General features: G+C 72.8%; 19 protein-coding genes. 11 read left to right on the forward strand and 8 right to left on the reverse strand.

All coding sequences use genetic code 11. The annotated features are described in order from the left end of the window. Positions 1–3 precede the first annotated feature (3 nt). Genes Q3W68_RS22565 through Q3W68_RS22580 form a run of 4 tightly spaced genes read right to left on the reverse strand, consistent with a single transcriptional unit; the run spans position 4 to position 4,057 of the window. Positions 4–1,263 carry a lysine N(6)-hydroxylase/L-ornithine N(5)-oxygenase family protein gene (locus tag Q3W68_RS22565; RefSeq protein WP_302907342.1) on the reverse strand — a complete coding sequence of 420 codons (1,260 nt, stop codon included), beginning with the start codon at positions 1,261–1,263 and terminating at the stop codon, positions 4–6. Further along, complete coding sequence (locus Q3W68_RS22570; RefSeq protein WP_302907343.1) at positions 1,260–2,306, reverse strand: FAD-binding oxidoreductase; 1,047 nt, start codon at positions 2,304–2,306, stop codon at positions 1,260–1,262. The genes Q3W68_RS22565 and Q3W68_RS22570 overlap by 4 nt, the downstream gene beginning before the upstream one ends. Continuing rightward, the gene (locus Q3W68_RS22575) at positions 2,299–3,663 is read right to left on the reverse strand and encodes a class I tRNA ligase family protein (RefSeq protein WP_302907344.1); all 1,365 of its coding nucleotides are present in this window, start codon (positions 3,661–3,663) and stop codon (positions 2,299–2,301) included. The genes Q3W68_RS22570 and Q3W68_RS22575 overlap by 8 nt, the downstream gene beginning before the upstream one ends. Continuing rightward, positions 3,656–4,057, reverse strand: a complete 402-nt coding sequence (locus tag Q3W68_RS22580) for a cupin domain-containing protein (RefSeq protein WP_302907345.1) — start codon at positions 4,055–4,057, stop codon at positions 3,656–3,658. Before Q3W68_RS22580 ends, Q3W68_RS22575 begins: the two co-directional genes overlap by 8 nt. A 315-nt stretch (positions 4,058–4,372) precedes the next feature. Between Q3W68_RS22580 and Q3W68_RS22585 the strand changes: the two genes are divergently transcribed. Further along, positions 4,373–5,281, forward strand: coding sequence for an NB-ARC domain-containing protein (locus Q3W68_RS22585; protein WP_302907346.1), 909 nt, complete (start codon positions 4,373–4,375; stop codon positions 5,279–5,281). A 45-nt stretch (positions 5,282–5,326) separates the two neighbouring features. On the opposite strand, the gene Q3W68_RS22590 is transcribed toward Q3W68_RS22585, so the two are convergent. Further along, entirely contained in the window at positions 5,327–6,001 is a 675-nt protein-coding gene (locus tag Q3W68_RS22590; RefSeq protein ID WP_302907347.1) for a pyridoxamine 5'-phosphate oxidase family protein, read from the reverse strand. A 279-nt stretch (positions 6,002–6,280) separates the two neighbouring features. Between Q3W68_RS22590 and Q3W68_RS22595 the strand changes: the two genes are divergently transcribed. Then, a complete protein-coding gene (locus tag Q3W68_RS22595) occupies positions 6,281–6,832 on the forward strand; it encodes a hypothetical protein (protein WP_302907348.1) in 552 nt (183 codons plus the stop codon). A 228-nt stretch (positions 6,833–7,060) separates the two neighbouring features. Beyond that, positions 7,061–7,843, forward strand: coding sequence for an AfsR/SARP family transcriptional regulator (locus tag Q3W68_RS22600; protein ID WP_302907349.1), 783 nt, complete (start codon positions 7,061–7,063; stop codon positions 7,841–7,843). Between the two features lie 59 nt (positions 7,844–7,902). Here Q3W68_RS22600 and Q3W68_RS22605 read toward each other — a convergent pair whose 3' ends face one another. The 3 genes from Q3W68_RS22605 to Q3W68_RS22615 form a co-directional block, all read right to left on the reverse strand. Beyond that, the gene (locus Q3W68_RS22605) at positions 7,903–8,583 is read right to left on the reverse strand and encodes a response regulator transcription factor (protein WP_302907350.1); all 681 of its coding nucleotides are present in this window, start codon (positions 8,581–8,583) and stop codon (positions 7,903–7,905) included. Further along, entirely contained in the window at positions 8,580–9,653 is a 1,074-nt protein-coding gene (locus Q3W68_RS22610) for a sensor histidine kinase (RefSeq protein WP_302907351.1), read from the reverse strand. The genes Q3W68_RS22605 and Q3W68_RS22610 overlap by 4 nt, the downstream gene beginning before the upstream one ends. Before the next feature lie 97 nt (positions 9,654–9,750). Then, positions 9,751–10,296, reverse strand: coding sequence for a DUF3995 domain-containing protein (locus Q3W68_RS22615; RefSeq protein ID WP_302907352.1), 546 nt, complete (start codon positions 10,294–10,296; stop codon positions 9,751–9,753). Positions 10,297–10,573: 277 nt separating this feature from the next. Between Q3W68_RS22615 and Q3W68_RS22620 the strand changes: the two genes are divergently transcribed. Genes Q3W68_RS22620 through Q3W68_RS22655 form a run of 8 tightly spaced genes read left to right on the forward strand, consistent with a single transcriptional unit; the run spans position 10,574 to position 18,313 of the window. Beyond that, entirely contained in the window at positions 10,574–11,785 is a 1,212-nt protein-coding gene (locus Q3W68_RS22620; RefSeq protein ID WP_302907353.1) for a beta-ketoacyl synthase, read from the forward strand. Beyond that, on the forward strand, positions 11,782–12,903 hold the full coding sequence (locus Q3W68_RS22625) for a beta-ketoacyl synthase N-terminal-like domain-containing protein (RefSeq protein WP_302907354.1): 1,122 nt from the start codon (positions 11,782–11,784) through the stop codon (positions 12,901–12,903). Before Q3W68_RS22620 ends, Q3W68_RS22625 begins: the two co-directional genes overlap by 4 nt. Then, a complete protein-coding gene (locus tag Q3W68_RS22630) occupies positions 12,881–14,008 on the forward strand; it encodes a beta-ketoacyl synthase N-terminal-like domain-containing protein (protein WP_302907355.1) in 1,128 nt (375 codons plus the stop codon). The genes Q3W68_RS22625 and Q3W68_RS22630 overlap by 23 nt, the downstream gene beginning before the upstream one ends. Then, complete coding sequence (locus Q3W68_RS22635) at positions 13,998–14,918, forward strand: beta-ketoacyl synthase N-terminal-like domain-containing protein (protein ID WP_302907356.1); 921 nt, start codon at positions 13,998–14,000, stop codon at positions 14,916–14,918. The genes Q3W68_RS22630 and Q3W68_RS22635 overlap by 11 nt, the downstream gene beginning before the upstream one ends. Beyond that, positions 14,915–15,736, forward strand: a complete 822-nt coding sequence (locus Q3W68_RS22640) for an alpha/beta fold hydrolase (protein ID WP_302907357.1) — start codon at positions 14,915–14,917, stop codon at positions 15,734–15,736. The genes Q3W68_RS22635 and Q3W68_RS22640 overlap by 4 nt, the downstream gene beginning before the upstream one ends. Continuing rightward, positions 15,733–16,635, forward strand: coding sequence for a thioesterase (locus tag Q3W68_RS22645; RefSeq protein WP_302907358.1), 903 nt, complete (start codon positions 15,733–15,735; stop codon positions 16,633–16,635). Before Q3W68_RS22640 ends, Q3W68_RS22645 begins: the two co-directional genes overlap by 4 nt. Beyond that, the gene (locus Q3W68_RS22650) at positions 16,632–17,345 is read left to right on the forward strand and encodes a 2-hydroxychromene-2-carboxylate isomerase (RefSeq protein ID WP_302907359.1); all 714 of its coding nucleotides are present in this window, start codon (positions 16,632–16,634) and stop codon (positions 17,343–17,345) included. The genes Q3W68_RS22645 and Q3W68_RS22650 overlap by 4 nt, the downstream gene beginning before the upstream one ends. Positions 17,346–17,368: 23 nt before the next feature. After that, positions 17,369–18,313, forward strand: a complete 945-nt coding sequence (locus tag Q3W68_RS22655) for a beta-ketoacyl-ACP synthase III (protein WP_302907360.1) — start codon at positions 17,369–17,371, stop codon at positions 18,311–18,313. Positions 18,314–18,354: the final 41 nt, after the last annotated feature.

The following is an 18,354-nucleotide window of genomic DNA, read 5'->3' on the forward strand; positions in this document are numbered from 1 at the left end:
CGCTCACGCCCATCGGGTGCTCAGGTAGTCGTCCCGGAACCGGCAGACGGTGCGGCCGGCGATCGAGTTGAGGATCATCGCGCTGCGGATCGGCAGGATGCTCAGGTTGGAGTCGACGAGCCCCTGGACGTACCGCCCCCGGTTCAGCACGAAGATCTTGTGGTCGTCGGCGTGCTTCCACCGGATCGAGTAGTCCGACTCGATGACCGGCTCGCCGCGCTCGTCCAGGTCGATCAGCGCGGTCAGCTCCGGATCGAAGGGCAACGGCGCCTGCCGGCGTCCGGCCGCGACGACCAGGTTCACCGCCCGGTGCCGTTCCTCGCCGCTGCCGGCGGTCAGGCACTCCAGCTCGACCTCCCCGTCGAGCTGCCGGGCGCCGGTCACGGTACGGCTCGGCATGATCGTCACCGGGAACCGGCCGGTGCGCAGCCGCTCCTCGTAGTTGTGCTGGTAGATGCCGCGCAACGTGCCCGGGGAGATGCCGTCGCTGGTCAGGATCTGGCCGGAGACGAGGCGTTCCCGCACGTCCCGGGACAGGGTGAGGAATGCCTCCTGGTAGGCGGGCCGGTACAGGTCGTTCGCGGACGGGGAGTCCTCCAGCGGGGCGAACCACGACCGCCGCCCGATCCACTTGATGTCACGGCATCCGCGGGCGAGCAGCGCCGCTACGCACTCCGCGCTGGTCTGGCCGCTGCCGATCACGATCCACGGCAGGTCCGGCTCGTCCGGCACGCCGGCGAGGCGCTGGTGCAGCTCGTCGGCGACGAACAGGTGCCGAGGATCGAGGGCGCCCAGGAACTCCGGTACGAAGGGGACGGTCCCGCTGCCGAGCACCAGGTGCCGGGAGCGGGCGACGGCCTCCCCGCCGCTGCGGCTCACCAGCGCGCCGTCGAACTCGACCCGGTCCACGCGGGTGCCGTACGTGATGCGCGGCAACTGACCCGCCGCCCACACCAGGTACTGCTGGTACTCGATCCGGGGGATGGTGTCGAACCCGGCACCCAGCAGTGCGTACACCCGGCCGGTGGTGACCAGGTAGTTGAGGAACGACAGCGGGTGGGTCGGGTCGTAGAGCGAGACCAGGTCCTTGACCCAGCCGGTCTGCATGCGGACGCCGCTGTGCAGCATCCCGTCGTGCCAGCCCGGCCGGTCGCGCGCCTCGAACAGCGCGATGTCGTGCGGCGCGAGGGTGTCGTACATCGCCGCGAGGCTCAGGTTCGCCGGCCCGGCGCCGATTCCCACTGTGTGAAAGGTCTGCGTCATGAGTCTGCCTCTGTCTGGCCGTGGGGGACAGGGATCGCGGTTCGGGTGTTCAGCAGGGCGGTGGCGGCGAGCCGGCTGGCGGCCAGGACGGTCTTGGCGGCGCCGCCGCTGCCGCCGGTGAAGCTGTGCACCGCGCCGGCCACGTGGCGCAGGGCCAGGCCGGCGGGTTCGCTGTAGCAGTCGGCTGCGCTGACCGGCGGCCCGGCCGGTCGCGGGTCCAGGCCGGGCAGCCGCCGCACGGCAACCGCCCGGACCCGTGCCGCCAGTGCGGTGTCCGGCTCGGGGGCCGGCGGGTCGACGTCCCACCTGTCGCTCGGCAGCCCGAGCAGCACCCGCCCGGGACCGGCCGGCCGGCCGTAGAGGCCGCTGGTCTCGTCCACGAAGCACGGCAGGTCGGCGCGGCCGGTGGCGTGGTGGGCGTACTGGATGTGCTTGGTGCGCAGCGAGGCCGGCAGCCCGGCGGCGCGCAGCAGGCGCGGGGTCCAGGCCCCGGCGGCCACGACGACGAGGTCGCCGGTGAGGCGGCGGCCGTCGCGCAGCTCGACCGCGCGATCGTCGAGGCGGGCCACCGGTGTCGTCTCGGTGCGGTCCAGGCCACGCAGGACGCTCCGGCGCAGCCGGTCCGGATCGAGGTAGCCGGCCCGGTCCTCCCAGATTCCCACCGCGCCGTCAGGGAGTCCGGCGAAGCCGAACCGGTGGGTGACCTCGTCCAGGGTGAGCACCTCGGCGCCGTCCACGCCGGCCGCCGCCCCGGCGTCGAGCAGGTAGAGCGAGCCGGTCCGCCGCCACCCGGCGGCGGCCGCGAGGGACGGGTCGCCCAGCAGCTCGGCGAGGCTCGCCGCAGCAAGGGAGCGGGCGGCTGGATCGGGCTCGAAGGCCCGCACCAGCCCACCGGACGCGGCCGTCGCGTCGGCGGGCCGTCCGGCCGCGCCGCCGCCGTGCGGGCCGATCAGGACCGCCTCGGCGCCCGCGTCCCGCAGCCGCCGGGCCAGCAGGACACCGCTCACGCCCGCGCCGACGACGAGCACGCGCGGCTCACCCATCGGACTCCGCCGGTTCCGCGCCGCCGATGATGCCGAGCAGCCGGGCCGCCCGCTCCGGCCGATCGGGGTACGCGGCCAGCGCCGCCCGGACCGCGGTGGCGGGGTCGAAGTGCTCCAGGCGCAGCGCCTGCTCGCCGCGGATCAGCTCGGTGTCGGCGAGCACGCTGTCCAGGCCGGCGCTGGTCCCGGCCAGGGTCGCGGCGTACCGGGCGGTGAACGCCTCGTACGCCTCCGGGCGGAAGTCCGACTCGTAGCTGTCGGGCCGGTCCCAGCTCAGGAACGCGCGGACCACCGCCGGGTCCTCGGTGGCCAGGAACTCGTGCGCCCAGATCGCGTGTTCGCGGCTGGTGGAGAACTTGGCACCGGTGAGCCGGTAGAACTCGTTGACCACCAGCCCGGTCGGCCGGTCGGGCAGCCCGGCGGCCAGGTGCACTGCCGGGATGAGCAGCGCGTAGTAGAAGGCGTTGTCGATCCCGAGGAAGATCCACTGCTCGTCCACGTCCCGCCACGCGTCCAGGTACCCGGCCAGCGTGTCCGCGTCCGGCCGCAGGTGGCGGGCGGGCAGGATCAGGTTGGCCAGTGCCATCTCGGCCCAGACGTCGATGCGCAGGCCGTCGTCCCACTCGATGCCCCAGTCCGACGGGTACGCCAGCGGCACCTCGGGTAGCCCGCCGTCGAGGTACGACGCGACGAGGCGCCGCAGCCGGGGCGGCAGCACCGCGCGGGACCAGAACTCGACGAGCCGGTCCCGGTGCTCGTCGAGCCGGAGCACCGGGACCGTGCGGGTGACCGGTTCAGGTGCCGCGTCGCAGCAGGTCGACCGCGCGCCGGCCAGGTTCGCGGCGGTGCAGAACCCGCCGCAGCCCTCGCAGGTGCCGCCGTTCGCGCCGGCGCCGCAGGCCGGGCAGCGCCCGGCGACCCGGACGTGGTGCACGGTCCGCCCGCAGGCCCCGCAGGCGCGTAGCGACACCGGGGCGACCTCCACCACCTTCGTCTCCACCAGTTCGGTGAGCAGGCCGGCCACCGCCCGGCGGTAGCCCTCGTCGGCCAGCGGGTCGGCCATGACGTCGTACCGGATGCGCGCGGCGCGCAGTGCGGCGTGGATCGACGACCCGTAGCGGCCGACGGTGTCCGCCGGGGTCTCGCCCTGCGCCTGCGCCCGGGCCAGCACGTAGTTCTGGTGCGCGTCCAGCCCGCACTGGGTCACCACCCGCCGGCCGGCGGCGCGCAGCGCCCGGGCCGCGATGTCCCCGGCGACGTACGGGCCGCTGAGGTGCCCGAGGTGCAGCGGCCCGTTCGGCGTCGGCGGCGGCGTCACCACCAGCACCGCGCCTGCTGCGGAGGCGGCGTCAGTCATGGCCGGCTCCGTCGGCCGCGTCGCCCGGCCCGGCGTCCGTACCGGCCTGCGCAGCCTCGTCGGGCCGGGGCATCCAGTAGATGCTGAGGATGGTGAGCGGCTGCTCGGGCGAGGGATTGTGGATGACGTGCCGCTGCTCGGGTTCGAGCAGGATCACGCCGCCGGTCGGCACCTCGACCTTCTCGCCGCCCGCCTCGTAGATGGCCGTGCCGCGGGTCACCACGGCGAACTCGACCTCGGGGTGCAGATCCTCGCTGCTGCTGCCACCGGGCGGGATCACGCACCACATGGCGTCGAACGGCAACGGGCCGAGATCGCGGTACTGGGTCCAGCGGCCGATCTGGATGCCGTACTCGTCGGTGAGTTCGGCGGTGTCGCTGACGTACCTTCGCATGTTCGTCCTCCTGGTCGGCGCGCTGCCCTCCGGGCCCGCGCCGGACGGATCTGAGGTTTGCGGAGAGTGACCGGAAGTGCTGCTTCTGCGACGCTGCACCGATGCCGGGAAGGGCCCGTCTCGTCGACCGTCGATTCGACTCCGGTCGATAGCGTCGGACCCACTGTGGACTTAACCTCGTCTGGCCAACAGGAGCTTCACCGGCAGATCACCGGCAATGTCGCTGCTGACTGCCCGCTCAGCGGTCGGGGCGGCGGTGGTTCACGGTCACGAATCCACCAGAACCGGTACGGAGACGACGCTGTGATCGGCTACATGGATACGCTGAGTCATGAAATCGCTACCGCGCGGCGGCTGGCCAACCTCACCCAGGAGGAGTTGGCCGCCCGCACCGGGCTGAGCGTCCGGAGCATCCGCAACCTGGAGTCGTCGCGGGTGACACGTCCGCGGCCCGCGACCGTCCGGCTGCTCCGCGAGGTCCTCGGCCTGCCCGCCAACCCGGCGCTGTCGGCCCGGATCCGCCCCATGCAACTGCCGCTGGAGATTCCCGGCTTCACCGGCCGTTCCGCCCAACTGCGGCAACTCGACCGGCTGCTCGACGGCGGACCGCGGCGGATGTCGAGCGTCGTCGTGTGCGTGCTGTCCGGCCGGTCCGGCATCGGCAAGACGGCGCTGGCGCTGCGCTGGGCGCACCGGTCGGCGGCCCGGTTCGCCGACGGGGTGCTGCACGTCCAGCTCGGCGGCAGTGACCCGGGCCGGCCGGCGGTGGCGCCCGCGGAGGCGCTCGGCGGTCTCATCGAGGCGCTCGACGTACCCGGGGGCGTCCCGTGCGGACCGGCGGCGCGCACCGGGCTCTACCGCAGCGCGCTCGCCGGCCGCCGGATGCTCATCGTGCTCGACGACGCCCGCGACGCCGACCAGGTGCGGCCGCTGCTCCCCGGCGTACCCGGCTGCATGGTGGTAGTGACCAGCCGGAACCGCCTCACCGGCCTGGTGGTCGGCGAGGCCGCGTGCCCGGTCGTGGTCGACGAGCTGGCCGCCGGTGAGGCGTGGGAGCTGCTGGCCGCCCGCCTCGGCGAGCGTCGCCTCACCGCCGAACGCGCGGCGGTACGGGAGATCATCGCGCACTGCGCCGGCGTGCCCCGGGCGCTCGCGGTGGTGGCCGCCCGCGCGGCCGTCGCGCCCCGGCTGCCGCTGGCGGAGGTGGCCCGCCAGCTGCGGTAGGGCTCGGCCGGTGGGCCGCGCCGCCCGCGCGGCCCGCCCGGCCGGTCAGCCCTGGTCGGCGCGGGTGCCGGCGCGCGCGGCGACGTGCGCCGGCACCGGCGTCGTCGGCGGCAGCGCCGGGTCGGTCGCCGGCTGGTCCCAGCGCGCGACCAGCGGAAGCTCGCCCGCCCACAGCCCGAGGGCGGCGTCCGGGCCGTCGCCGTCGTCCGGCGGACCGCTGCGCGTCTTGACCGACGCCTCGGCCAGCGGGAGCGCCAGCAGCGCGGTGGCCGCGAGCTCCCGCCGGTTCGGCCGGCGGGCGTGGTCCCACTGGCCGGGTGCCACGTGCTCGGTCAGCAGCCGCAGGCCGTGCAGCTTCTCCTCGGCGTCGGTCACCCACCGAGGCCGGCCGTAGATCATCGCGCTGCGGTAGTTGATCCCGTGCTCGAACACCGAGCGGGCCAGGACCAGGCCGTCGACCACCGTGACCGTCACGCAGACCTCGGCGTCGGTGGTGAGACTCCGGCTGGCCACCGAGCCGTGCAGGTAGAGGTGCCGGTCGTCGAAGCCGTAGACGGTCGGCACCACCATCGGACCGCCGTCGACGAGCACGCCGAGGTGGCAGACGAAGGCGGCCCGCAGCACGTCGAACAGGGCGGCGCGGTCGCGGTGCCCCTTCTCCTTCATCCGGCGCAGGGTCGTACGCGGCGTCGCTGACAACCGCCCGTCGGTATCGGTCATGGCTGATCTCCCGTCGGTCCCGCCGTTTCTACCGGGCCGGACCCGGATCAGCAAGGATCGGCTGCTGCCCGGTCGGCCCGGGGCCGCCGCCACTTCCCGGTGCGAGGCCGCGCGCCGGCACCGCGCGCCGGCCGGCCGATTCCAGCCGCCGTCGACGCCCTCTCGACTCGCGCACTGTCTACTGGCCGACCTGCGAATGCGCGCACCGGTCGGGGCCCGTGCCCGGCCGGCTCATCGAGTCAGAGGCGGAGAGCTGTGCTGAGCGAGAGACTGCGGCGGTTGGACCCTCGGGTGTGGAACGCCACGCCCGAGGAGATCGCCGCCCGATACCCCTGCGACAGGTATCTGAACGTTCCGTTCCGCTCGTTCGTCCGGGCGGTGGACGTGGCGGCGCCGGTGCCGGTGGTGTACCGGTGGCTGTGTCAGCTGAAGGTCGCACCGTACAGCTACGACCTGATCGACAACCTCGGTCGGCGCAGCCCGCGGGCCCTGACCCCGGGCGCCGGCGAACTGGCTGTCGGACAGAAGTTCCTGATCTTCAACGTGGTCGAGTTCGCTCTCGACGACCACCTCACCGGCGTCATCGCCGAACGCCACCGACGTAGCTACGGTGAGGTCTCGGTGACCTACCGGGTCACTTCCGCGCCCGGGGGCACGCGGCTGGTGGGTCGGCTCGCCGTGGGCGCGTCCACAGCCTTCGAGCGGGCCCGCCGGGGCGCGCTGGCGGTCGGGGACGCGCTCATGGGGCGCAAGCAACTCCTCACCATCAAGTCGCTGGCCGAGGCGACTGCGAGGGACCCCGGACCTGACGGCCCGCTCCGCGCCGGATGAGCCCTGGGAAAGTGGTGTGAATGCTATTCGCGAACCGGTTCGGGGGCACGGTTTATTTGATCCGGGGAATGTCGGCGACGCATCCGGCGGATTCGACGTACTACCTCTAAAGACGTACCGCTGCACGCCGATCGGTAGCCGCGATGATCACGTTGGGTGCAGCGGGGGCGGATTCCGGCTGGTCGACGATTAGCGTCTACACCAGTTGCGAAGAGAAGAGGGTTCACATTGCTCCGCTTCAACATTCTCGGCGGCCTGGAAGTACGGCATGACGGTGTCGACTTCGCCCCCACCGCACCCAAGGTCCGGGCAGTTCTGGCGCTGCTGCTGCTACGGGCGAACCAGACCGTGAGCCAGGATGCGATCTTCCACTGGTTGTGGGGCGACCGGCCACCCCGGAGCGCGGCCACCACCACGCAGACCTACATCTATCAGCTCCGTAACCTGTTCGAGCGGGTCGGCGCTACCGGCCCCTCCGGGCAGCTTCTCTTGACCCGCCCGGCCGGCTACCGGCTGTCGGTACGGGAGGATCAACTCGACGCCACCGTCTTCGCCCGCCTGTGTCGAGAGGGAGACTCCTTGTTGGACCAGGGACGGGCGGCCGAGGCGGTCCAGGTGCTGCGCCGCGCCCTGTCGATGTGGCGGGGGTCGGTGCTCGACGACGTCAGCGTCGGGGCGTGGGCCAGCGCGGAGGTCACCCACCTGACCGAGCTGCAGATGCGGGCGCTCGAGCTGCGCATCGAGGCCGACGCGCGGCTGGGCCGGCACCGCGAACTCATCACCGAGCTGCGCGCCCTGGTCGCGGTGCACCCGCTCAACGAGTGGCTCCACGCCTACCTGATCTCGTCGCTCAACCGGTGCGGGCGGCGGGCCGAAGCGCTGAGCGCATATCAGAGCCTGCGGCAGACCCTGGCCGATGAGCTCGGCCTCGAACCGACGCCGGAGTTGCAGGACCTGCAACGGCAGGTGCTCAACGGCGCGGACGCACGCCTGCTGGTGCCGGCCGGCTGAGCCGAACCGACCGGGCCCCCACCTCGCGCACGCCGAGGTGGGGGCCCGCGGGCCGACAGCTATCCCCGGGGCACCGACGCGGCCGGCTTCTCCGGCGAGATCAGGTTCAACGCGACGGCCTTGTTCACCGCGTCGAGCCGGGACACCGCACCCAGCTTCGTGAACACGTTGCGCAGGTGCCGTTTGACGGTCCCCTCGGTGATGTCCAGGCGCCGTCCGATCTGTGAGTTGCTGTACGCCTGCGCCACCAGGACGAGGATCTCCGCCTCGCGGACGGACAGGATGCTGGAGCCCCCGTCGCTGACCCGCTCGAAGCTCTCCCGTGAGATCGACAGCATGACCCGGTCGCCGTCGCCCCGCACACTGCGCAGGGTCGCTACGAGATCATCGCGCGTCACCGTCTTGACCAGGTAGGCCTGGGCTCCGGCGCCGAGCAACTCCTTCACCACGGCCGGCTCGTCGAACATGCTGAGGATGATTATCCGGGTCTCCGGGGCGACTGCGAGCGTACGAGCGATGGTGGCGGCGGCGCGCTCACCCGGGATGCCCGCGTCGAGGAGCATCACGTCCGGCCGGTGCTTCGCCGCCATCACCACCGCCTCGGCTCCCGTGCCGGCCTCGCCCAGCACGATCAGATCCGGCTCCATCGACAGCAGCTCGCGCAGGCCGTCCCGGAACAGCGCGTGGTCGTCCACGAGCATGATGGTGATCGACGCGTCGGATGCAGCAGACGGTGTCATGTCTTCCTCAACAAGGGGACGAATATCTCGATGTGAGTGCCGCGCTCCGGCGCCGTGTGCAGGACGAGCTTCCCACCGAGCAGATCGATCCGCTCGCGCATGGAGGTCAGCCCGTGACCGTGCACGTCGGTCGGATCGAAGCCCTGTCCGTCGTCGCCTACCCAGGCGCGCACCTCGTGCGGCGCGATGTCGACGTGGCTCACGATCGTGCTCGCGCCGGCATGGTGGAACGCGTTGCGCAGTGCCTCACGTACCACGAGGAAGAGCTCCGCGAGCACCTCGGGCGGCACCCACGACTCGTCCCCGCTGATCGCGAGGTCGACCACGGCGCTGCCGTCGGCCATCGCCTCGACGAAGCCGCGCAGAGCCTGTTCCAGGTTGTCGAATTCGGACTCCAGGCGCAGGTCCGTCGCCACGCCCCGGACCGCGTCCATGCTCTGCACGCTGGCTTCGTAGGCGACCTCCACCTTCTCCTGGAGCCGGTTCAGGTCGACCTCGGCGTACCGCTTGGCCAGCTGCAGATTGCGGTTCACCACGCTGGCCGGCCCACCCACCCGGTCGTGCAACTCCCGGGCGATCCGGCGCCGCTCCGCCATCTGCGCCTGCTGCACCCGGTCGAGCAGGAACGCGAGGTACGACTCCGAGGACCAGCGGATGCGCGTGAGGACACTGCGCTGGAGCGCCTGATTGGCGGTTCGGAAGATGCAGGTGGCGTCGGGCAGACCGGCCGCGGTCTCGATCACCGCGTCCAGCACGGGCTCGATCAGTTCGTTCGCGGCCCGCAGCGAGTCGACCGGGTGGATCACCGCCCGGGTGCGCCCCGGGCTGGTCTGCCAGGCGAGGCCGATCCTCACTTCGTTGATCTCGGGCTCTCCGGTGCGCAAGCTCGCCGTGACATCGTCGAGCACCTGCCCGGCCTGGGTGAGCACTTGGTCCAGCTGGTCCTGGTCGAGACCCAGATCGCCGCTGACCGTCAGGAGGCGCTTGCGAAAAGTGGCCATAATTGTGGCGCGCCGGCCCTCGAACGCGCTCGCTACGGACAAGCCTGTCGCGAGCGCGTTCGTATCCATAAGCCCTCTGTCCCTTCGCCACCGGACCCGCGTGCGAAGGATAGTTTCCATTGGCCCCGCCGGGTCGGCAAGATCTCGTCGGGACAATCTCGCTAGTTCACCATTTTGTGTTCTTGGCTGCCCGCGGTGACCGAGTGTAGGAAATTGCGGCCAATGTGAACAGGGCACCGCCGGAGAGCCAGACCGGATCCCAGAGAAACAGGTGCCAGGGCAGGGCTGAGCCGAGCCCGGCGGGCAGATCGACGACTCCGGACACAATCAGCAGGTGCTGCGCCAGGTTGGCCACCCCGTAGAGAGACAGTAGCGCCGCCGCGCCCCATCCGCCGAGCAGCAGCAGCCAGCGTGGCACCCAGCGCGGGCGTCCGGTGGCCAGCGCCAGACCCAGCGGCGCGGCGAGCAGCTTGAGCACAGCGGTGGCCCACAGCAGGACGACGAACGCCGGCTCCCGGGCCAGCGCCGGTTCCTCGACAGCCGGACCGATCGTGCCCTGGCCCACCAGCCCGCCGGCCGCCCAGTAGAAGCTGAGCCCCGCGAACAGCAGTGCCCAGATGCAGGCACCGTACCCGGCCCAGGAGCCCGGCCGTGCGCCGGTGCTGCCGTCGCCGCCCCGGCCGTCGGTGTGGGTTGCGGTGGTGCGGCTCACGTGTTCCTCCCGGTCGGTGCGGCGGTCCGTCGGATGGTATCGATGAAGTTCGGCGCACGGCGTTGCACCGGTCCGCCCGACGGTCACCCGTGGTCCTCGAAGCACTCTCCACGCCTGCTCGACGCGCCGCAGTCCTGCTCGAGGTGACGTCGAGGGTGCCGCGAGCCCTGCACAAGGCCCTGGCCCGAGGGTGGCATCCGACCGCGCCACGGATGGCGGGGTGGCGCCCGGCGCTCCCGCGGCCGCGGCCCAAGGACTCACGGAGGACACCCCAGTGATGAACCGAAGGGTTGTGGTGACCGGGCTCGGGCCGGTCTCGAGCATCGGAATGGGCATCGACGTCTTCGCGGCCGCGCTGCGCGCGGGACACAGCGGAATCACGCCGATCGCCGGCTTCGACACCACCGGCTTCCTGACCGAGCGCGCCGGCGAGGTGCACGAGTTCCAGCCGCACGACATGGTGAGCCGCATCGACCCTGCCGAATGGGGCCGCAGCAGCCTGTTCGCCGCGGCGGCGGCCCGGCTCGCCCTCGTCGACGCGGGGGCGCTCGACGTGCCGGCGAGCGCCGCGGCCCGCGTGGGTGTCTGCATGGGAACCACCAGCGGTGAGTCGCAGGTGGTGGAGAAGCTCACGGAGCACTGGCTGCGCCACGGGTACCCGCAGACGCCGCGGCAGCTGACCCGTCAGATGCCGGCCGGGCGGGTCGCCGAGGCGGTGAGCCGAGAACTCGACCTGCGGGGCACGACGATGACCGTCTCGACGGCCTGCTCGGCGAGCAACTACGCCCTGGGATACGCCTTCGACGCCATCGCGACCGGTGACCAGGACTACATGGTCGTCGGTGGGGCCGACTCGGTGTGCCGGTGGGCGCACGCGGGGTTCTACCGGCTGGGCGCTCTGGCCGCCGAGCGTTGCGCGCCGTTCGACCGGGACCGCGCGGGGGTGATCACCGCGGAGGGCGGCGTGGCGCTGTTCCTGGAGAGCCTCGACTCGGCCCAGGCCCGCGGCGCCCGTGTCTACTGCGAGGTGCTGGGCTACGGCCTCACCTGCGACGCCAGGCACCCGACCGCACCGGACGCGGCGAGCGTGGCGCGGTGCATGCGGCTGGCGCACCGCGACGCCGGCATCAAGCCCGACGAGGTGGATTTCATCTGCGCCCACGGCACCGCGACGCCTGCCAACGACGCCGCCGAGTACGAGGCGGTCCGCGAGGTCTTCGGCGATCGGCTGCCCCCCATGAGCTCCGTCAAGTCGATGCTCGGGCACACCATGGGCGCGGCGAGTGGTTTCAGCGCCGTCGCCGGGGCGCTGGCTCTGTCGTCCGGCTTCCTGGCTCCCACCATCAACCACCTCACGACCGATCCGACGATGCCCGGCCTCGACGTGGTGCCGAACCAGGCCCGCCCCGCACAGGCGCAGATCGTCCAGGTCAACGGATTCGCCTTCGGTGGCAACAACGCCATCACGATCCTGGGACGGCTCGCATGACCATGACCACAGATCTTCCCGGCACGACGACCGTGCTCGGCATCTCCGGGTGGGGTGTGCTGTCACCGTACGGGCTGGGGGCCGACGGGTTCACCGCGGGCCTGTACGAGGGCCGTGACGCCACGGTCGACACAGTCGAGCTGACCGACGAGCCCGTGCCGCACGCGCGGGCGTACGCCCTGGCGGGCTTCCGCGCCCGGGACCATCTCGGCCGCAAGGGCACCAGCTTCCTCGACCGTCGGACCGCCTTCGCCGTGCTCGCCTGCCGCCAGGCGTTGGCCGACAGCGACCTGGTCGTCGACGACAGCAACCGGGAGCGCGTCGGGGTGGTGCTCGGCACCAGTGTCGGGAGCCTCCAGTCGACAAGCGACTACAGCCGTGACACCCATGTGCAGGAAAAGCCCTACCTGGTCAACCCGATCCTCTTCCCGAACACGGTGCTCAACTGCGCCGCCGGGCAGGCGGCCATCTGGCACGGGCTGCGCGGGCTCAACACCACCCTTGCCGGTGGCGGGACGGCAACCCTCACCGCGCTGCGGTACGCCCGGACCATGTTGGGCCGCGGTCGGGCGGAGGCGCTGCTGACCGGGGCGGTCGAGGAGTACACGCCGCACATGGCCTGGGCCGGTGGCCCGGCTGCCGACGGCGCCTCGGCGACCGCCGGCGGTGAGGGCGGAGCGGTCTTCCTGGTCGAGGATGCCGCCGCCATGCGGGCCGCCGGCCGCACGCCGTCGGCAGAGGTCATCGCGGTCGAACTCGCGCACACCGGGGCGACCGCGGACGTCACGACGGCGCTCGCCGACCTGGTACGCCGGATGCTGCGGCAGGCGGGCGTGGCGGCGACGGACCTCGCGCGTGTGGTCACCGGTGGCGCTGGCGACGAGGAGCGGGCCCTGGACGCCGCCGTCGGCCGGCATGCCGACCGCAGCTCAGCCACCGACCTTGTCGGCGACTGCCCGGCCGCCGCCGGTGCGCTCCAGGTCGCCGCGCTGCTGGCCCACCACCGCCGCACGCCTGACGACGGCTCGCTGTCGTTGATCGTTGCCAGCAGTGCCGACGGCACCGTCGGCGCGGCCCTGCTGAGGGGAACCGGGCATGCCGCTCGCAGTCACCGGTAGCGCCATGCGCACCGCCCTTGGTGGCACCGCGGAGACGTTCACCGCGTTGCTCGCCGGGCAGTCCGGCCGGCAGCCGCTGCGGTACGTCAACCCCGACCAGGTGAATGTCCGGTACGGCTACCATGTCGACGCCGCCGGACCGGAACGCCCGTACCGGGCCAGCGCCTGGCTCGGCGGGTGCGTGACCGAGGCGGCCCGGCAGGCCGGCCTGGACGGCACCCGGGAACGAATCGTCGCGATCGTCGGCACCGGCCTGCGGGAACTGCGCGCGGTGGAACGGTGGCGGGTCGACGGCCTGCCTGTGGAACCGCACGCCCTGCACTTCGCCGGCGCCGTCCGCGACGCGCTGCCCGGCGTGACCGAGGTGATCACGGTCTCCAACGCCTGTTCGGCGTCGTCGCACGCGCTGGCGCTCGCCGCCGACCTGATCCGCCTCGACGAGGCCGACGCGGTCGTGGCCTGCGGGGCCGACGCGACGACCGAGAGCATGCTCGCGATGATCGGACGCGTCGGCGACGAGTCCAGCGACGCGGTCCGGCCGTTCGACGCGGACCGCCGGGGTGTCCTGCTCGGCGACGGCGCGGTGGCCGTCGTGCTGCGGGCCGTGCCGGACCGCGAGGCCGAGGTGCGACTGCGCGGCGTGGGCATGTCCTGCGACGCCTACCACGAGACGGCGCCGGACCCGGACGGCCTGCGCGCCGCGATGGCCGACGCCTACCAGCGGGCCGGCCTGAGCCCCGCCGATGTCGGCTTGGTGCTGGCGCATGGCACCGGCACCGCGCTCAACGACCCCACCGAGGCCCGGGTACTGGCTGGGCTGTTCGCCGACGTGCGCCGACCGCCGCTGGTCACCGCGATCAAGGGCGCGATCGGGCACACCTCCGGCAGCGCCGGGCTGATGAGCCTGCTGGTCGCGGTCGAGGCGCTGCGGCACGGCATGGTGCCGCCGGTGACGGGACTGCGGATGCCGATCGCCGAGGCGGCCCCGCTGGACCTGGTGATCGGCCGGCCGGCTCCCACCGGCGCACACGTGGCCCAGGTCAACGCGTTCGGCTTCGGCGGCGTGAACGCCGTCTGTCTGGTGGAGGTGCGGCATGACCGATGACGGCGTGCTGATCGAGGCGGCGGCCGTGCACGTGCCCGCCGTCTCCCCGGGCCTGTTGATCGCCTCGGACACCACGCCCGCCTGCGGTCCGGACGAGGCGCACGGCCTCCTCGGGCGGAAGGGTCTGCTGTTCAAGGAACCCGCGGTGCGGATGGCGATGTGCGCCGTGCACAGTGCCCTCGGGCTGCCGCCGGGCCGGCCCGCCGAGGCGGTGCCCGGTGCCGCCGGCACGGCCGTGGTGGTCAGCTCCAACCTTGGCAACGTCGCCACCGTCTGTGACATCGTCGACCAGGTCCGGGTGGGCGGTCTGCGCGGGGTGAGCCCGATGCAGGCCCCGAACGCGTCGAGCAACATCATCGCGAGCAGCATCGCCATCCGGTACGGCTTCACCGGTCCGAACCTGATGGTCTGCTCCGGCGCCACCGGCGGACTCGACGCCGTACGGCTCGGCGCGCTTCTGGTCCGTGCCGGCCGTACCCACCGCGCGGTGGTGGTAGGGGCGGAACCGGCCGACGAGGTCGCGACCGCGTTGCGGGTCGCGGCCGGGCTTCGCCCGGGCCCGCCGGCCGGGCTCGCCGCATGCGTGGTGCTCACCGCGGGGCAGCGCCCGGGTGGGATCCGGCTGCGTTCGGTGCGCCGGCACGGATCGCCGGAGGCGGCCCCAGCCGACGAGCACTCCCCGCTGCGGATCTTCTGCGACGACGTCGCCGATCCCGACCTGGCCGCCGTGCTCGGCTCCGGCTACGGCGCCACGGGTGTGCTCCAGACCGCGCTTGGCGCCCGGTGGCTGGCCGACCCGTCCGCCCGGCCGTCCGGTGTGGACGGCGCCACCGAAGCGATCGTCACCTGTGGATCGGCCGACGACGGCTACGCCACCGCCCGGTTGAGCCGCACCGGGGGACGGGCGTGACCTGGCGACTGCTGGCCGCGCCCGGGGCCGCCCCGGCCATCGGGCCGGTGCTGGCCGCGGTACACGGCCTGGCTGACAATGCGGGCACCTGGCAGGCGCTCGCCGCCCGGCTCCGTCCCGCCGGCTACCGCTGCTACGCCGCCGATGCGCCGTGGCGCGGCGACGCCGGCCGGTCACCGGCCGACTGGACCACCAGCTCGACCGGGCCCGCCGAATGGCTGGGTTCGGCCCTGACGGAACTGCCCGAACCGGCCGACGTGCTGGTCGGGCACTCCTTCGGCGCGAACGTCGTCCTGGACCACCTGGCAGCGCACCCGCAGCCGCCGGTGCGTGCCGCCGTCCTGCTCGCGCCGCTGGTCCGCCCGTCCGGCCGGGCTCCTCGGCCCGACCTGCTCGCCCGCACCCGGGCCGCGATTGGGCAGGTGGTGGCCGACGGGCTGCGCGCCCGGCTCGGGGAACGCGCCGGCCGCGTCGGCGACGACGTGGTCGCGGCCATGGCTCGCAAGGCCCTGCGACAGATCCCCGACGGGGCGGCCGACGTGGTACTCGACCGGCTGCTGGCCACCCCGCGACCCACGCTGGCCCGGATCGCCACCCCGACCCTGGTCCTGGCCGGTCACGACGACCAGCGGCTGGCCGGGGTACGGCCCGACTCCCTCGCCGTGATGCCCGCGGCGCAGGTCCGCGTGCACGCCCACTACGGCCACTTCTGCCACATCACTCAGGCGGCCGAGGTCGCCGCGGAGTGTGCCGGCTTTCTCGACCACGTCGTGCCGGCAGCCGCGCCGGCCGGCCCGACCATGGAGGTTCCCGTATGACAGTCGCCGTTGACGCCCAACCCACCACCTCTCGCGGCCGCCCCCGGTACGAGGGCGGCAACATCGGGACCTGGGTCGGATTCAAACAGTTCGTGTACCTGGCCGAGGACGCGGTGTTGCAGCACTACCGCGACCGCGGGAACGGGCCCGGCCGGCTCTTCCACGAGACCGGCGCACAGCTGTCCTTCGTGGAACACGCGGTTCGGCTGCCCGGCCCGGTCTTCGTCGACGACGAGGTGTGGGCCGAGGCGGTGCCGGTAGCCGGTGGCGCCGGCGCCGAGGACACCTTCGCTGTCACCCTGACCGTGCGGCGCGACGGGCAGACCGTTCCCGTGCTCAAGGGCAAGGTCAGGGTCGCCTTCGTCGCGCCGCACGGACTCACCGGCGAGCTGGCGGCGGAGCTGGCCGGCCGGGTGGTGGCCGACCTGGCCGACCTGCGCCCGGCCCTACCCGGGCCGGCGGACTTCCGTCCCGGTTTCCGATGGACCGGGACCATTCCGTACCCGCACTGCCAGTTCTCGGACCGGATGCAGCACTCCGGCTACGTGCGCGACCTGGAGGAGGTGGTGCACCGCTACCTCGCCGAGCGCGGCATCTCGATCCGGCGGATGCTCACCGAGCGGAACTGGATTCCCGCGGTGACGCGCTCACAGGTACGGCTGCTCGCCGACGCGTACCTGGAGGAGGAGCTGCACACCGTCTTCAGCGTGGACGACATCGTCAAGGACGTCATGTTCAGCGGACGGATGGACTGCTACGTGGTCCGCGACGGGCGGATCGTGCACACCGCCACCGGGTCGATCACCCACGGGTACGGCGTGGCCAGCGGCCCGGACGCCGGTCAGGTCGCGGTCATGGATGCCCGGACGCAGGCCGCGCTGCTGTGGGACGCCTCGTGACGGATCGCCCCCGCCTGTACTTCTCGTTCCAGAGCCCGTTCAGCTGGATGGCGTTGCGCCGGCTCGAAGAGCGGGTGCCGGATTTCGCGAACCGGTTCGAGTACGTGCCGTTCTGGGACCCGGACGCCCGGATGCGCGCCGATCTCGCGGCCCGGGGAGCGGACTTCCACTACACCGTGATGAGCAAGGCCAAACACCTGTACATCCTGCACGACACCAAGCGGCTCGCCGCCGGTTTCGGCTACCGACTGGCCTGGCCGGTCGATGTCGCACCACGTTGGGAGCCCTCCGCCCTGGGCTGGCTGCGCGCGCGGGAGATGGGCTGCGAGCGCCGGTTCTACCGCATCGTCACCGAGGTCCGCTGGGACCGTGGCGAGAACATCAGCGACCCCGCGGTGCTGCAGGCCGCCTGCGACGCGGCGGGGTTGCCCGGCGCGGAGCTGATGGCCGCCGTCGACGACGAGCGGATCCGCGCGCTGGGCCTGGAGGCGCTGGTGGGCGCGCACCGTGACGAGGTGTTCGGAATTCCGCTGTTCATCGTCGACGGACAGCGCTTCTGGGGCGTGGACCGGGTGGCCGATGTCGAGGCGGCGGTACGTGACCTGGGGGGCCGGCCGCGTGACGGCGCGAACCCACTGGACCGGCTTCCGTTGGCGGCGCTCGCCACGGTCGGTTCGTTCGACCACGACGAGCCCGGCGGCTGCGGCTGACCGGGGTGAGTGAGGAGACGACCGTGCGCAACTGGCAGGGATCCCGCATCGCCGGGCTGGGGTACTACCAGCCGCCCCGGGTGCTGACCAACAAGGAGCTGTCCGAGCGGGTCGACACCGACGACGCGTGGATCCGCAGCCGCGTCGGCATCGAGCGGCGACATGTCGCCGACACGGAGTCGGTGGCCGACATGGCCACCCGCGCCGGCGGCCGGGCACTCGACGCCGCCGGACTCCGGCCCGCCGAGGTGGACCTGGTGGTGGTCGCCACCTGCACGTCCGTGGACCGCGTGCCGAATGTGGCCAGTCGGGTCGCTGCCGAGCTGGAGATGGAGGGACAGGCGGCCTACGACATCAACACCGCCTGCTCCGGCTTCTCCTACGCGCTCGCCACCGCCGACCACGCCATCCGTGCCGGGGCGGCGGGCAGTGCCCTGGTGATCGGGGCGGAACGGCTCACCGACTACGTCGACTGGAAGGATCGCAGCACCTGCATCCTGTTCGGCGACGGCGCCGGGGCGGCGGTGCTGGTCGGGGCCGATGAGCCGGGCGTCGGCCCGGTGGTGTGGGGCGGGGCCGCGCAGCGCGGATCGGCCATCCGCATCGAGGGCACGTCGGCGCGAATCGAGCAGGACGGCCAGACGGTGTTCCACTGGGCGACGACTGCGCTGACACCGATCGCCCAGGAGGCCTGCCTGCGAGCCGGGGTCAAGCCGGAGGAGCTGGCCGGGTTCGTGCCCCATCAGGCGAACCTGCGCATCATCAACGCGATCGCCCGGGACCTCGGCGTGGAGGAGGCGGTGATCGCGCGGGACATCGTCTCGTCGGGCAACACCTCCGCGGCGAGTACGCCGATCGCCCTGGCAAAACTCGTGCAGCGGGGGGAGGTGCCGCGCGGGGCACCCGTACTGCTGCTCGGATTCGGCGGCGGATTGACCTTCGCCGGTCAGGTGGTGAACTGCCCCTGACGCCTCCGGGTCCGCCCGTCGCCGCCACAAGCAGGCGCCGG

The sequence above is a fragment of the Micromonospora sp. C28ISP2-4 genome (genome assembly GCF_030519385.1).
In the GTDB taxonomy this organism is placed as follows: Bacteria; Actinomycetota; Actinomycetes; order Mycobacteriales; family Micromonosporaceae; genus Micromonospora; species Micromonospora tulbaghiae.

Coding starts and splice junctions, on each gene's coding strand:
- Q3W68_RS22565 (WP_302907342.1), bottom strand. CDS start 1,263: ATGACGCAGACCTTTCACACAGTGGGAATCGGCGCCGGGCCGGCGAAC.
- Q3W68_RS22570 (WP_302907343.1), bottom strand. CDS start 2,306: ATGGGTGAGCCGCGCGTGCTCGTCGTCGGCGCGGGCGTGAGCGGTGTC.
- Q3W68_RS22575 (WP_302907344.1), bottom strand. CDS start 3,663: ATGACTGACGCCGCCTCCGCAGCAGGCGCGGTGCTGGTGGTGACGCCG.
- Q3W68_RS22580 (WP_302907345.1), bottom strand. CDS start 4,057: ATGCGAAGGTACGTCAGCGACACCGCCGAACTCACCGACGAGTACGGC.
- Q3W68_RS22585 (WP_302907346.1), top strand. CDS start 4,373: ATGGATACGCTGAGTCATGAAATCGCTACCGCGCGGCGGCTGGCCAAC.
- Q3W68_RS22590 (WP_302907347.1), bottom strand. CDS start 6,001: ATGACCGATACCGACGGGCGGTTGTCAGCGACGCCGCGTACGACCCTG.
- Q3W68_RS22605 (WP_302907350.1), bottom strand. CDS start 8,583: ATGACACCGTCTGCTGCATCCGACGCGTCGATCACCATCATGCTCGTG.
- Q3W68_RS22610 (WP_302907351.1), bottom strand. CDS start 9,653: ATGGATACGAACGCGCTCGCGACAGGCTTGTCCGTAGCGAGCGCGTTC.
- Q3W68_RS22620 (WP_302907353.1), top strand. CDS start 10,574: ATGAACCGAAGGGTTGTGGTGACCGGGCTCGGGCCGGTCTCGAGCATC.
- Q3W68_RS22625 (WP_302907354.1), top strand. CDS start 11,782: ATGACCATGACCACAGATCTTCCCGGCACGACGACCGTGCTCGGCATC.
- Q3W68_RS22630 (WP_302907355.1), top strand. CDS start 12,881: ATGCCGCTCGCAGTCACCGGTAGCGCCATGCGCACCGCCCTTGGTGGC.
- Q3W68_RS22635 (WP_302907356.1), top strand. CDS start 13,998: ATGACCGATGACGGCGTGCTGATCGAGGCGGCGGCCGTGCACGTGCCC.
- Q3W68_RS22645 (WP_302907358.1), top strand. CDS start 15,733: ATGACAGTCGCCGTTGACGCCCAACCCACCACCTCTCGCGGCCGCCCC.